At 50.5% G+C, this 14,114-nt stretch carries 10 protein-coding genes; 2 read left to right on the top strand and 8 right to left on the bottom strand.

Annotation, left to right across the window (positions count from 1 at the left end; genetic code table 11):
- Window positions 1–45 precede the first annotated feature (45 nt).
- The 5 genes from RAC89_RS31130 to RAC89_RS31110 all read right to left on the bottom strand — a co-directional run bounded on the left by RAC89_RS31130 (window position 46) and on the right by RAC89_RS31110 (window position 6,223).
- A complete protein-coding gene (locus RAC89_RS31130) occupies window positions 46–588 on the bottom strand; it encodes a GNAT family N-acetyltransferase (RefSeq protein ID WP_306617580.1) in 543 nt (180 codons plus the stop codon).
- 64 nt (window positions 589–652) lie between these two features.
- Entirely contained in the window at window positions 653–2,086 is a 1,434-nt protein-coding gene (locus tag RAC89_RS31125) for a DHA2 family efflux MFS transporter permease subunit (protein WP_306617900.1), read from the bottom strand.
- A gap of 387 nt (window positions 2,087–2,473) precedes the next feature.
- A complete protein-coding gene (locus RAC89_RS31120) occupies window positions 2,474–3,064 on the bottom strand; it encodes a hypothetical protein (protein WP_306617578.1) in 591 nt (196 codons plus the stop codon).
- A 31-nt stretch (window positions 3,065–3,095) separates the two neighbouring features.
- The gene (locus RAC89_RS31115; protein WP_306617576.1) at window positions 3,096–3,548 is read right to left on the bottom strand and encodes an acetyltransferase; all 453 of its coding nucleotides are present in this window, start codon (window positions 3,546–3,548) and stop codon (window positions 3,096–3,098) included.
- A 392-nt stretch (window positions 3,549–3,940) separates the two neighbouring features.
- Window positions 3,941–6,223, bottom strand: coding sequence for a TIM-barrel domain-containing protein (locus RAC89_RS31110; protein ID WP_306617574.1), 2,283 nt, complete (start codon window positions 6,221–6,223; stop codon window positions 3,941–3,943).
- Window positions 6,224–6,359: 136 nt separating this feature from the next.
- Here RAC89_RS31110 and RAC89_RS31105 point away from each other — a divergent pair, with 136 nt between their 5' ends.
- The gene (locus RAC89_RS31105; protein ID WP_306617572.1) at window positions 6,360–7,166 is read left to right on the top strand and encodes an AraC family transcriptional regulator; all 807 of its coding nucleotides are present in this window, start codon (window positions 6,360–6,362) and stop codon (window positions 7,164–7,166) included.
- Here RAC89_RS31105 and RAC89_RS31100 read toward each other — a convergent pair whose 3' ends face one another.
- Together RAC89_RS31100 and RAC89_RS31095 are read right to left on the bottom strand one after the other, a co-directional pair.
- Window positions 7,167–8,462, bottom strand: coding sequence for an ABC transporter substrate-binding protein (locus tag RAC89_RS31100; protein WP_306617570.1), 1,296 nt, complete (start codon window positions 8,460–8,462; stop codon window positions 7,167–7,169). It abuts the gene before it with no gap.
- 447 nt (window positions 8,463–8,909) lie between these two features.
- Entirely contained in the window at window positions 8,910–10,553 is a 1,644-nt protein-coding gene (locus RAC89_RS31095) for a stalk domain-containing protein (protein ID WP_306617568.1), read from the bottom strand.
- Between the two features lie 385 nt (window positions 10,554–10,938).
- Between RAC89_RS31095 and RAC89_RS31090 the strand changes: the two genes are divergently transcribed.
- A complete protein-coding gene (locus RAC89_RS31090) occupies window positions 10,939–12,285 on the top strand; it encodes a hypothetical protein (protein WP_306617566.1) in 1,347 nt (448 codons plus the stop codon).
- 75 nt (window positions 12,286–12,360) lie between these two features.
- On the opposite strand, the gene ilvD is transcribed toward RAC89_RS31090, so the two are convergent.
- Window positions 12,361–14,052: a dihydroxy-acid dehydratase gene (ilvD, locus tag RAC89_RS31085; RefSeq protein WP_306617564.1), complete on the bottom strand. Its 1,692-nt coding sequence runs from the start codon at window positions 14,050–14,052 to the stop codon at window positions 12,361–12,363.
- Window positions 14,053–14,114 lie beyond the last annotated feature (62 nt).

Genomic DNA, 14,114 nt, shown 5'->3' with positions numbered 1-14,114 from the left:
CCAAATGAGCAAAATGTTGTGCCGATTCGCAGCAATCGCCAAGCCTTAGCCATTCATAAAAAACACGCTGGGATATTCCACAACCCCCGAAACCTGAGCAAGCGCAGCTTCATGAAGCTCAATCGCCATGAATACTTCATCGGGCACTTCAAACGGAGCTTTGATTCCCCATATCGATGCTTTTTTGAAACCGAACCTCGGATAATATGCCGAATGGCCTAAGACGACAACAGAATGGTACCCGAGCCTTTTGGCTTCAGCCAGCGCTTCCTGAATTAACTGTTTGCCTACGCCTTTATTTTGATATGCAGGTAAGACCGAAAGAGGCGCAAGAGCTAGGGATTCGACTGCTTGATTCCCAACGTTAATGCTGATCTTAGATAAAAGGATATGCCCCGCTACCTGCCCGGTTTCTTTATGAACCGCCACTAAAGATAATTCAGGAATGAAAGAGTCCGATTTCCTGAGCCGAGACACTAGCTTATGTTCATTACCATCACTGTGTTGTGCCGCTGCAAATGCACTCTCTACAACGATCTCCGTTTGTTCATAGTCGTCCGGCATTTCCTGCCTAATGAAGAAATTCATAAATAACGGCTCCTATTCCCAATGTTCTCGAAAAAAAGGGAGCCTATTCGGCCCCCTCCTAAAATTAATGCATCGGATTCATTGCTGCATGCTTGACAACGACACGGCGGATGAAGAACGCCATGGCCAGGCCGATTAGGGTCACGGTCATTGCGAACAAGAACACATTCTGCGAACCGAACGTCATCGCTTTGGACATCTCGGCCAGCTCGTTAGGAGCCGCGGACCCGTGCAAATACTTCTCCATGCCGCTTGTCAGAATGCTGATGGCTACCGCTGTGCCAATGGCACCGGCTACCTGCTGCAGCGTGTTCATGACAGCCGTACCGTGCGGGTACAGCTCCGGTGGCAGCTGGTTCAAGCCGTTGGTCTGCGCAGGCATCCATACCATGGAGATACCCACCATCAGGCCGATATGCAGCGCGACGATGAACGCCACCGAAGATGCCGGTGTAATGCCGGAGAAGAACCACAGCATCGCCGCAACGATCGCCAAACCGGGAATTACGAGCCACTTCGGGCCGTACTTATCGAACAGACGTCCCATGCGCGGCGACAAAATGCCGTTCAGGGCACTGCCCGGCAGCAGCATGAGTCCTGCAGTGAAGGCAGACAAACTCATCCCTTTCTGAAGATACATCGGCAATATAATCATACTCGATAGAATGATCATCATACAGGAGAGTACTAATAGCAAACCCACAATAAACATCGGGTATTTGAAGACGCGCAGGTTCATCATCGGCTCACGCATGAACAGTTGGCGCAGCACGAACAGCAGAAGCGCCACCAGTCCGATGATAATGGTTGCGATGACAACAGGGCTGGTCCAGCCTCCCTCGCCTTCGCCCGCCTTGCTGAAGCCGAAGACGACGCCACCGAAGCCAATGGTGGAAAGAATGACGGACAGCAGGTCGATGCGAGGCTTTGTCACCTCTGAGACGTTTTCCAAATACTTCAGTCCAACCAACAACCCGATGATTAAGAACGGAAGAGATAACCAGAAAATATAGTGCCATGTTAAATATTCGATCAGGAGACCCGCCACTGTCGGACCGGTTGCCGGTGCGAACATGATCACGAGACCGACGAAGCCCATGGCTGCGCCCCGCTTTTCCGGAGGATAGACGACAAGGATCGTATTAAACATCAATGGGATCAGCAGACCCATACCGGCCGCCTGCAAAACCCGTGCGACCATAAGCATTTCGAAATTCACCGCCAGCGCCGCGATCAACGTGCCGACAATCGAGCTTGCAAGCGAGCCGATGAAAAGCTGTCTTGTGGTGAACCATTGCAGCAGCAGACCGGTCATCGGCATCAGGATCCCGAGCGTTAGCAGGAACCCTGTGGTTAACCATTGTGCCGTAGCCGCGGTGATGCCGAACACGACCATTAAATTGCTGATGGCAATGTTGAGCGCCGTCTCACTGAACATCCCGACAAATCCGCAGATGAGCAGCGAAGCCATGATGGCACGCGTATTGTATTGCTTCATTCTCAATTCCACTTCCTTCTCCTATAAATATCTGTCTGTACGAGACCCTGGATTCGGTCTGCTATCTGTTACAATAGTGTTTACAGTTCCACAAGTCAATACCCTTCGCGTAATTTATTTGTAAATCCATGAGAGAGTGCTTGTTCCTGCCATGCGGAAATGCACCGCGGGAGATCGAATGGATGCGCAGACGAATCGGCAGAGTCTTCTTCCATTATAACTTTAACGTGTCCGCCAAGGATGAGCAAAGGATTTTTTGCTTATATCTAACTTTCCTATCTCACTATCAATACTTGATTTTATTATTCACATGAACGTTGGTGATTATGATGCCCTTTCTTTAAGCGTCCTACGTAAGTCTCTCAGCTCCCTTCATCATGATTATGGTTATTTTCCCGATTCGGGAGGGATTCTCACGTTAGCCTGCTCTAGTCCTTGACTGTCGTAGCCGGTTAGAATGATTTCATCAGTGGACCCTCGTGAACTAAAGTGAATCACCTCTAACACATCCCGCTCCGTATCCCACGTTTTTTCTACCTTCTCCTCTCCCCTCCTAACAATCAATTTCTGCAGTCTTGATTCCCTTCGAATCCCGATCGCAAGCATCTCCTTTTCTTTGGTACGAAACCTTATTACTTGAATGGGGTCCTTGGAGAACACTGCTGAGCCAAACTTGTATCTGTCTTTCTTTCTAAGAGGCTCGAATTTCGCTATGCCAAACTCCCCGTCATACGGATACACGGTAAACATTGAAATCAAGTATCCGTCTATATTCGTTTTGGTGATAAGACGCGTTCCTTTCCCTGTACTTAAATCCGTGGCAATGCTGAGGGAAGTTTCGTCCGAAGAAATATCATTGACGTTAAACGGTCCGATATCAGGTTTATGAAGTACGATAAACATCAATATAGCGGCTGCTCCTGCGACACATACGAATACACCCATAATAACAACTATCGATACCTTCAATGCCTTCATTCCCGGCCTCCTTCGACAAGAGCAGACTATTTCACCTGGACCCCCGATATTCAAAATGCAGCAAGGGAAAGGGCCGCCCTGAACCGTCAAGCTCCGAACGTCCGGTTTGTACGAAGCCCAGTCGTTTGTAGAAGACATGTGCCCCCTCATTTTGCTCATTCACATCAACCTGCAGGATGCTTCCTTTGATTTGCTCCGCATGCCGGATTAATCGGCTGCCGATCCCTTTCCCGTGTTCATTCGGATCCACGAACAGCATCTCTATTTTCGTACCGTCCAGTCCAATAAATCCGGCAGGTTTTTGATTATCGTTCAGACCGACCCAAACCTCCACTTCTCTCAACACCCCGCTTTTCACCATCTGATGGTAAAAATCTATATCCTCTGCAGCCAAAAAGGTATGGGTGCGAACAACGGCCCTATACCATATATCGACTAATGTATCATGATGGTCCTCTTGATATGGAACAACCGCGTGTGTCATGGTTCACTCTCCGTCTCTATCAACTCTTTTTTGCATGAAAAGCCTTTTCCCCCCCGTGAAGAGGTGTATTCTCCAAGGTGCCGAAGATAACGTATCCTTGCTTCAAGTAAAAATCGGTGCCTGAAAATCACGGGTATCCATGCTTCCTCGACCCATAGAATGTCCAAAGAAACAACCTCGCCAAACCTGTGACTCAGCAGCCCGGCAATAAGCCCCCCGTTCTCGTCGTAAACTACGAAGTTGAGTGGCTCATAGGCAGCCGATTCAACTTTCTTCCCGAATCCCCCTTTCGCCTTCCGCAGCTATCTATTAGACGGAAATTTCCAGTTTTAGTTGCATAAAAAAAGCCGGAAAGTTGTTCCGGCTTCGCGTCATGACAGCATCGGGAATATTTACTCCTGCATTTTGCATTCCATTCCTCCTACCAACCGGTAGTTGGCCCCCTCGCGTAAACGGAAGCGACAGGCACCTGTTACGGCGTTGAAGCGGAACGATACTTTGTCCCCGGACTCCAACTCAACAATCTCTAAGGTATCGGGATTCCACCCTGTATTATCGTTCGTGATACAAGAAGTTTGCTTGCCGTCAGGATAACGGAACCTATACTGCGAGCCCTGCTGCCGGATAGGATACACCTCGGCGTATAACCGGCCGTCCTCTTCATCTCGTACGACGATAACTCCCTTCCCGCCGATAAATACCGGAATTTTGACCGGCGGCAATTCGTAACCTTTCAAGGTCACCGGGCCATAATAGACCGCTCCCGTTTCATAATCGATCCACTTTCCTTCCGGCAAATACACGTCTCGCGCCATCACCTGAGCGTAATCGCTGCCATAAGCCGGAGCAGCCAGAAGGGAAGGGCCTAGCATCCACTCATATTGCTTCGTCTGCTTCGAAGCCAATCCGTATGTGTTCGTATCCGTGGGATATGCAATCGGAAGGGGCGTCATCGTATGCGGATATCCTGTATGAAAGCTGTCCAAAGCTGCGCTATAAATGTAAGGCGCCATAGCCGAATGCCAATCACAGGCTTTTTTGACAATACCCTCGTAGGCTTCATGATTCATTTTCCATGGTCCGAGTCCTACGGACATCGCCGGGAACACGGCAGCAAACATGGCATTGCGCACAAAGTAGATCTTTTGATCCTCCGTCAACGGGGTTTTCAAATATTTACCCGCAATGATATCTACATAGACGTTCGAAGCACCGCTCGCCGCGTAGTTCAGCCCGTTAATGGCCGGGCGGTCCTGATCCATGCCGTACATCGTATCCTCCAGCCGCAAAATTTCCCCCGGCACGGAATAGGCGGCATTACGAACCATCGAATAATATCCGGCCTCCATCAGCTTGGCGTTTGTCGCATTGCATTTGGCATCATTTCGAAGCAGCGCGCCGTCCTTCAGCATCGTATCCTCCTTGAAGCCGTCGGCCCCCCAAAGCCTTGCCAGAGACAAATACCAATTCACCGCATCGGGCTTCCGGGCGTCCAACAAATAAACGGCCCCTTTCGGAAACTGAACCCGGTACGTGATCGGGCTCCCCTTCTCATCGGTTACGAAATAACCCCGTTCCAGTCCTTCCTGAACAAATTCACCGTCATGCAATGCGTTGTAATGTCCCCCATGCTCCGGGAGTGCCTTAAAGCTAATCCGCAGCCCAAGAATCAGCTTCATCCTGCGGGAGTGGAAAAACTCCTTCAACGCCTCCTTGTCCGGATACCTGGGATTGGGCAGCCCGTCCGCTCTTCCTTCCTCGTGTTCATCATCCCATATTCCGAAGCTGGTGGTAGCCCCCTGATCGTCCGCTTGCCGGTCTCCCTTCCAAAATCCGGAGCCGATGACGGCCCATTTTAAGCGATAACCTTTATCAATATATGCTTGAAGGTCCTCCAGCACGGACTGCTGATATGTATTCCACCCCAATGACCCGAAGGCTTCATAACCAACCTCGAAAAAATCGTACTTCGGCTTCAGGTCGGGGTATCCTTCCCGATGTCGCGCCAGCTTATAATCCATATACATTTGCTCCAGCGGCCCGATAAAATAGTAAAGACCGGACACCGCCCTGACGCCCGACGCCCCCAGCGCGTTTTCTTCCCCGTTGATTCTCACCCGCTTTATGCCCTCTTCAAAAAGCACCTGTGCAAAGCCTGCCGCCGGAAACACGGCGAAATTGGACACGAAGCGTTTACCGTCGTTCGCATTCAAAAAGTGATTGTCGGTGATACCGAATACGTCCGTGCTGTCTCCATAGCCTCCGTGATCTCCAAGCCCGTATACCGGCTGCAGCGGCGCCGTCCTTGCGTCAATGGTATACCTTCCCTCCGTCCGGGGGAGCACCTGCAGCTTAACAAAGCTGGAGGAGGGCTCGATCCGAACGTCCGCTTGATCCCCTTTTCGATTTGTCACACAGAGTTGCACTTGACTCTCGTTGAAGGAAACCAGCGCAGCGGATAACGCGTCGTGAACCTCCTCTTCGTTTGGAGAGGAAAATCGGATTCCCGAAATCTCATGTGCCGCAGCAATGACTTCACGATCAGGTGAATGAAAGGAAAAGCAGCATCCGGTTGTATCCACCTGCATCAAATACTTCGCCGTACCAATAATCAGCCTGCCCGGCTCCTCCTTCAGGGTAAAGCACTCCGCTAAACGGGATTCTTTGCGATCCATGGCTTCCGCCTCCAAACCTGTTTATTAATTTATCTTTATTTTCACTATACAGAATTAATATTTCTTTTAAAATGCACTGTATTTATATATAATCAATACAAAATTTCAAATTCAACAAAGCTGGAGGGTTGTGACGATGGCCTTATCACCGTTCTGGTCTTTCCATCCCCAATTGATTCAATGTACTTATTGGGATCAAAAACAGCAATTCTCGTATAAGGTGGATACCTATAATGAATGGATCATTTTTGCCGTCGAGGACGGCGCTTTTGAGTACGAAATCATGCAGCATTCGGGAACGGCCGTATTCGGAGATATTGTCGTTTGCCCGCCCGGCGCTCCCTTTTATCGGGAAGTCTTGACACCGCTTTCTTTCTTCTTCTTCCGGTTTCAATGGATGAATGGCAGTGACCCTATCGTGCCTTTCCACGAATCGATGCCTGTCGGTAAAATTACGATCAGAGATACCCGCAGGCTCGCCTCGGATTATTATCGCATAAAGCAGCTGCCTGACCTTACAGACCCTTTTCATTTGGCTTGGATTTCCCTTCACCTGAAGGACATTTTGTACTTGTACTGCTTCGAGTCCGGGCAGCCTCAGATCGAAAAGCCTCTGCGCCGCGATCCGCTCATGGAACACGCCGTAGCCTTAATCAAACAGAAAGCCTCCGAGCCCTTCCGTATGAAGTCGTTGTCCGATTCACTCGGTCTGAACCCTGTGCAATTCACTCGAAGATTTCAGGCTGCCCTCGGGACGACCCCGAGCGAGTATCTTACCCGCATTCGTCTTCAGAAGGCTTGTACCTTGCTGATCACCGGTTCGCTTACCGTGGAAGAGGTGGCCGAGCAATGCGGCTACGAGAACGGCTATTACCTAAGCAGGCTGTTCTCCAAAAAATTAAAGATGAGCCCTTCGCTCTACCGCAGGACTCATCAATTGTAATCACTTCACCGACTCGGTTTGCACCATTTTATTGATCTCTTCCTCCAGCTGGAAAAGAGCGGTATTCACGTCGATTTTCCCGCTCAGATATTCGGTAAATTTGTTTCGGACCATATTCTCCGCCTTTCCTCTAAACTTGGAGGCTATCGGGTATTTCACCGGCTTGCTTTTGAAGATGCCCTGCACATTTTTGCCATTAAGCACCTCGCGGGCCGCGCCGAATTCAGATTTGAATTTGGGGTCCTTCAGAGGAGTGACTCGCCCCTTTCTAGCGCTTTCTAGCTGAACTTCGTCCGAGATGGCTACATTGATGACCTGAAGCGCCTGATCCTTATGCCGGCTCGTTTGCGTAATCATCAGCATATTGACGCTGGCATTTCCATAGACGTTCGGTTTTTCCGGATAGCTAGGGTACTGCACCATATCCCAGTTCAATGCGTTCTTTGACGCTAGCTCCAAATCGTTGATGATGCTCAAATCCGTGTACATCGCGACGGTTTTCTCTTTCAGGAAGGCATCCTTCCCCGAGCCTTTCGGCTCATTGCCCGGGATGGAGTAAAACGCTTTCACCATTTCGAACACTTGCTTCCACTGATCGTTGTTGATGGTGGCTTTATCGGTTTTCGGATCGACCGCGGCGATGCCTAACGGCTGGGAAACCCAGATGACGCTGTTGCCGGGATCAAAACCTCGTATTTGCGTGCCGTTATCCATACCGGTCACCTTCTTGGACAGCTGAAACACCTGATCCCAAGTCATGCCGTCCGTCGGATAAGGAACGCCGAATTTATCAAAAATATCTTTGTTGTAATACAAAGCATGGTAATTTAAACTGATCGGAAGGCCGTAAAGCTCATCCTTGGTCGAGGCGATCTTGGAATCCTCCAAAATATAAGGCTCGAACCGGCTTAAATCGACATTATGCTGCTTCACTAACGGCGTCATATCGTAAAGCAGCTCCATGTCTTGGTAGGAAGCGAGCTTGCCGTTGTAGGTAAGCACAAGATCCGGCGTTTGACCTGCTGTGATTAATTCAGCCAGACTGGTTCCTTTGCCGGGCTTGATCAGCTCCAGGGTGATATTAGGATGCTTCTTCTTCACTTGCTCTTGAATGTGAGTGATCAAATCTTCATCAATGTTGGTGTCCATGCTCATCGTGATGGTTACTGGGTCTGTGCTGATAGCAGCTGGATTGTTCTTAGCGTTTTCCGCCGCAGGCAGACCCCCGGAGCAGCCCGAAAGGAGAATCGAGCCGGCAATACAAGAACCAACGAATGCTTTGCCCATATTTTTCATAAGCCCCCTCCTAATGTATAAATAAGATCTTTCTATTTCAATTTACACTATATACCATCCGTTTTTAATGCACGGAGTTATCAGCCGACTTGCACTCTATTTCATTGTTGTATAAAAATTAAACTTTCGGATCCACTCCTTGCTTGGCTCTCCATGGACTCCTTTGTAATTCTCGGGATATATAGATTTCTGCGTATATACAACATTCCAAGACCATTTCCCTCGTTCCAGCCTTTGTACTCTCCCAAAGATGCTTATTCTCACAAATCTCGTTCTGAACCTCACTTGGGGCCGTGGATTTCTGCACTTTAGCAGCTTTGCCCCTTTTGGTTGGGGACATGTGACGCCCTTCCGGCGGAACTTCTCGAACTCCGCTCAAAACATAGAAAAACCGATAACGGCGTCCGGCAGGACGATTATCGGTTTGAATGCCTTACTCTCTTCAGCTTATTTTTTTTCGGCGAACTCGATTTTGGCGACGGAAGATCCGATTCCCGGTTCGTTAGGGAGATTTTCCCCGCGCGGCAGGTCAAAGTTGCTGATATACAGCGTAGTTCCGACAAAGTGTAAGCTCGCCGGGAACTCCAGCGGACCTTTGTTTCCGTTTTGAGCTACCTCCCTCACTTGGCCGTCAAGCGAGACGCGAACAATGGCGTTCCGTTCGTTCGCCGCGACATATACATCCCCGTCCGGACCGATCGTCAAACCGTCAGCACCATATAACAGCTCGCTTTGAGCTACCAGCTCCGAAGCACCCAGGGAGCCGTCTTCGTTGATCGCGAACCGGCTCACCTCGCCTGAGCTTGTATTAGCCACGTAAAGCTTGCCGTCCTTTCCGAAGGCTACGCCGTTAACGGTAATCATCTGTACGGAGCGGGCTGCAGTCAATCCGCTTTTGTAGGTGCTTACCTTGCCATCCGGCGTGACCTTATAAATATTTCCGTTCGCCCCTCCGCTCACATAAAGATTCCCTTTGGCATCGAAGGTTAAACCGTTAGCGCCTTGTACGCCGCTTGCGTACGTTTCGACTTTAGAGGTGTCGAATGCATCGCCTATGAGGTCTTGTTTGTTAACTTTGAAAATAACCCCTTCCATACCGCCGCTTGCTATGTACAAATTGCCAGCCGCGTCAAAAGCCATGCCCGTAGCCATCCGGGGCAGCTCCGTTAATACTTCCACCTTACCGCTTTCTCCCATAATGCGGTACAGCTTCTTCGAGTCCATCTCGACAGTAAAGACTCGATGCTGGTCGTCCGCAATGATTCCTTCGATTCGCATTCCGGTCGCTTTCTCCGGATCAAGGTCCGCTGCGATGGAAACATCCACGGAGTTAAACTTGATTACCTGCTTCACTTCGGGCACAACCGGCTTGTGATCGTTGCCGACTAACTGAACCGTCAGCGTGTGCTCTCCCGGGCGTAAGTCCTTAAATACAATCGCCTCATTCTTATAAGCTTTCACTGCAGAAGGAGCATCGAGCTTCTCGGAATCGAGCCACAAGTGAACATGGCCTTCACCCGCCTTAGCTTCTTTGACAACATTGAAATCCTTCAAGAGATGGTTAAAAGCGAATACCGATACCTTCAGCTCGTTACCGACTACGTACCCGCCGGGAGTAATCCCGTGCACTTTAATAGCCGGCTTCGCATCCGTGGCTGCACTCATCTGGACGAGCCTCGTCTTCGATTCATATCCGATTTGATAACCGAAGGCTTCAAACGCCAGGCGTACAGGAACAAAAACAGCCCCGTCTATGACCTGCAGCGGTGTGGAGGTTACTCTCTCCAAACCGTTCACCCGATAGGCCTTCCCTGCCGTAAGCTCCAAAATATTGCTTTCCTTCTGAAAGGTTAGCATGCTTGTCCGGCTATCCCATTTCGCTTCGGCTCCCAGCTGCTTCGCCACAGCCTCGTAGGGAGCATAAAGGCTGCTCTCTACCAAGATTGCTTGACTTGCGAACGAAGCGTCTTTCCCGTTTACCTTAACCGGCATATCCGATTTGACTGACCCTGCTGCCCATCCGACCGACGTAGAAAACATCAGGCTGCATGTCAATACAGCGGCGGTCGATAACCATTTTTTTCTGCTCATTACAATAAGCCTCCTTAAATGGGTGTATGATTGGCAACATCACCACTACGCATTGTAGTGCTGATGAGTAAAAAACAAGGTAAAGGAGCTCGTTAGGGATCATCTGGCGTTGAATCAATGCGGCAGTTCAGAGGCAGGAATTACAGGAAGCGGTTTCATTTAGTACAACTACTGTTTCACTACTAATTTTAGTGGATAAAACTGTTAAATGCAATACGTATTTCCTGCGTGTCTCTTTCGAGCTTCCCTTTTTTTATATGATAGTATCCATCAAATCGAAGCAATAAGTGTGACAGAGTAGTTCAAGCTGTGATATGGAATCTTTCGAATGATATGTTAATATAAGGAAGTAGTTGTTGCATGCCACAGGAAAGGAGACGATCCTTTGTTTGAGGAAAGAAGAGAACGCGGCAAATTTGCCGCAGCATCACCGCAAGCGGTGGCAAGAGGGGGGAAAAGCCGTCAAGCGTCGGGGGGAATCCATGCCTTACAACGAATGATCGGCAACCGGTCCGCGATACAGCTGCTGAAACGGCATGTGAGCGAGGTTGCTGGCGTGTCCGTCCGTCTGACCGACTCGGATAAACTGGAGAATGACCATACCGGGAGTAACCAGCCTTCTTCGGAGCAAGCCCCGATTCAAGGGATATTCGCCGTTCAGGCCGGACTCATTCAAGAAGACACGGGCAATGGAATGGTCGATAAGGTGGCCAGCTTGAATATCGGCGATCGGCCGAAAGGGATATTCGGCAACGAGGACGGTGGCCATGCCACCTCCTGGGAGGTTTATTGCGATCTTGTGCGCAAGAAGCTGGTCGGCAAGCCCTTTCTTGAGGCGTGCGAAATCCTGTACCAATTGATGGATAATGTGGATCGGCTTCCTACAAACTCCCGAACAGACGATTTGCAAGGGATTGCCAAAACCAATTTTCAGGAAGCGAATACGGTACTCGAAACGAAGAAGGCACTGGTGGAATCTTTGGTTGGACTTGAGCAGAACCAGCTGACGATGATGTCACTAAGCATTTTTCAAGGCGGGGTCGCCGCTTACCTGCAATTTCGCAATACGATGCCGCTCTCAGCCGTTTACAGGGGCAAAGGGATGGAGAAAGGGAGCGGGGAGCCCGATAAGCTGGCCAAGGTTCGGTATGTGGAGAGCGGTAACACCACATGGTCGGGAAAAGGGGCCGCTCCGAATCTGAACCGAACGGAAACGCTCCAAAGCATGTGGGGATTACTCGATTATTCGGTGATCCAGTTCCTGCTTGATAATAACGATCCGGACAGCGAGCCCGGGATTCGGATCGTCGACGGCATGCTGAATGAGGATGAGATGGATGAAGAATCTCAGGAGTTGACCGAGGAGCAAGAGGAAGGGATTAACGAAGAGCTGGCCGAGCGGGTTGGCCTGGTCATTGCCCAGCACCTGATGACGATGCAGGAGGCATATCCGGTAGCGTTCGAGCAAAGCAACATGGGCTCTGAGGAATCGGTCACCGCTTATTTGAAAGCGAGATTCGCATCAATGCCGACCAATAAGGAAGACAAGAAGAAAAAGAAATCTAAGGATGTAGACCCGGTATCGGGTGACCTTATTCCTTTGATTATCAATAGCATCAATACATGGCACGAATGGGCGCAGGTGGTGCCGGATGAGGATGACGATGAAAAGCTGAGCTTTCCCCACGAGCAAGAATCAATCGAGGAAGAGGATGACAGCGAGGAGTTCTAGTTATTGTTACGGAGTATCATTTTAGCATCATTTGGTCCAAGGCTGCCGGTAGTCGGCGGCCTTGGATATATTCGATTATTCAATGAAATCCGTGACCGCCCCTTTGGACGCGGAAGCGACGAGCCGGGCATATTTGGCCAGTACTCCCGAGGATACCTTCAGCGGAGGCTGCACCCATGCTTTCGCACGCGCCTCCCGCTCCTCCTCCGATACATCAAACGCGATTTGCTGCGTTTCACTGTCGATGGTGACAATATCCCCGTTCTTCAACAGGGCGATCGGCCCGCCTACTTGTGCTTCCGGCGAGACGTGACCCACCACAAACCCATGGGAGCCGCCGGAGAATCTGCCGTCCGTGATCAGCGCAACCTCTCCCCCTAGTCCTTTGCCGACGATAAGGGCTGTGACCGACAGCATTTCCGGCATACCCGGTCCGCCCTTCGGCCCGCAGTAACGGATGACAAGCACGTCCCCTTTTTGAATTTCATTCTTTACTATCGCCTCCGTTGCCGCTTCCTCACTGTCAAATACCTTGGCCGGACCGACGAAACGCTGTTTCTTCATACCTGACATTTTCGCAACGGCCCCCTCAGGAGCAAGATTTCCTTTCAGCACGACGAGCGGTCCGCTCGGCTTAAGCGGCTGACCTAAGGGACGTATGATCTCTTGGCCATCAGGAAGCGATTCAGCCTCGGACAAATTTTCCGCCAAGGTTTTGCCGGTTACCGTAAGGCATTCCCCATGAAGAAGACCCTCCGCCAGCAGCAGCTTCATCACACCGGGCACACCGCCAATCTCATTCAAATCCTGCATGGCATATTGACCGCTCGGCTTCAGGTCGGCAAGGTGGGGAACCCGCAAACGGATTCGCTCAAAATCGTCCAAGCTTACATCCACCCCAACCGAATGCGCAATCGCCAGCAGATGCAAGAAGGCATTCGTCGATCCGCCCAAGGCCATTACCAATGTAATCGCATTTTCGAAGGCTTTCTTGGTCATAATGTCTTTGGGGTAGATTTCCTGCTCAAGCAAAGCCAAGACCTGCCTCCCGGCTTCGGCACATTCCGCTGCTTTCAGGGAAGAAATCGCCGGGGTCGAAGAGGACCCCGGGAGACTCATCCCCATCGCTTCCGCGGCAGCAGCCATGGTGTTCGCCGTATACATCCCGCCGCACGAGCCTGGTCCCGGGCAAGCACTGCATTCAATCTTATGGAGCTGTTCTTCAGTCATTTTCCCGTCATGATATTGGCCGACTGCCTCGAAAGCCGTAACGATATCGACGTTCCTGCCGTCAAGACGGCCCGGCTGAATCGTTCCCCCGTAGACATAGACGGAGGGAAGGTTCATCCGGCCGATGGCCATTAAACAAGCCGGGGTGTTCTTATCGCAGCCCCCGATGGCAACGAGCCCGTCGAAACGCTCGGCTCCGGCAACAATCTCAATCGAATCCGCGATAGCTTCACGGCTTGGCAGCGAGAAGAGCATCCCTCCATGCCCCATCGAAATGCCGTCGGATACCGTAATCGTATTAAAAATAAGCGGCGCTCCGCCATGTTCCCGAACCCCTTGCTTCGCCTGCACGGCCAGCTCATTGATGTGCATATTGCACGGGGTCACTTCACTCCATGTACTGGCTACGCCGATCATCGGCTTTCGAAAATCATCATCAGTAAAGCCGACGGCTCGCAGCATGGCCCTGTTCGGTACTCTGTTCACCCCCTCGCTGATAACCTTGCTCCGAATCCGCAAATCCTTCTTCTCGGTCATAACCGCTTCACTCCTATACGCAATATGTTATATGCAATATATCGCATATAAATATTTTGTGC

Source organism: Paenibacillus sp. GD4 (assembly GCF_030846225.1).
Taxonomy (GTDB): domain Bacteria; phylum Bacillota; class Bacilli; order Paenibacillales; family NBRC-103111; genus Paenibacillus_G; species Paenibacillus_G silviterrae.
Note: the sequence above shows the minus strand (reverse complement) of the source record. Positions and strands in the feature narration are given on the sequence as shown.

Excerpts from the sequence above, each read along its gene's own strand:
- RAC89_RS31130 (WP_306617580.1), bottom strand. The coding sequence starts at position 588 with ATGAATTTCTTCATTAGGCAGGAAATGCCGGACGACTATGAACAAACG.
- RAC89_RS31125 (WP_306617900.1), bottom strand. The coding sequence starts at position 2,086 with ATGAAGCAATACAATACGCGTGCCATCATGGCTTCGCTGCTCATCTGC.
- RAC89_RS31120 (WP_306617578.1), bottom strand. The coding sequence starts at position 3,064 with ATGAAGGCATTGAAGGTATCGATAGTTGTTATTATGGGTGTATTCGTA.
- RAC89_RS31115 (WP_306617576.1), bottom strand. The coding sequence starts at position 3,548 with ATGACACACGCGGTTGTTCCATATCAAGAGGACCATCATGATACATTA.
- RAC89_RS31110 (WP_306617574.1), bottom strand. The coding sequence starts at position 6,223 with ATGGATCGCAAAGAATCCCGTTTAGCGGAGTGCTTTACCCTGAAGGAG.
- RAC89_RS31105 (WP_306617572.1), top strand. The coding sequence starts at position 6,360 with ATGGCCTTATCACCGTTCTGGTCTTTCCATCCCCAATTGATTCAATGT.
- RAC89_RS31100 (WP_306617570.1), bottom strand. The coding sequence starts at position 8,462 with ATGAAAAATATGGGCAAAGCATTCGTTGGTTCTTGTATTGCCGGCTCG.
- RAC89_RS31095 (WP_306617568.1), bottom strand. The coding sequence starts at position 10,553 with ATGAGCAGAAAAAAATGGTTATCGACCGCCGCTGTATTGACATGCAGC.
- ilvD (WP_306617564.1), bottom strand. The coding sequence starts at position 14,052 with ATGACCGAGAAGAAGGATTTGCGGATTCGGAGCAAGGTTATCAGCGAG.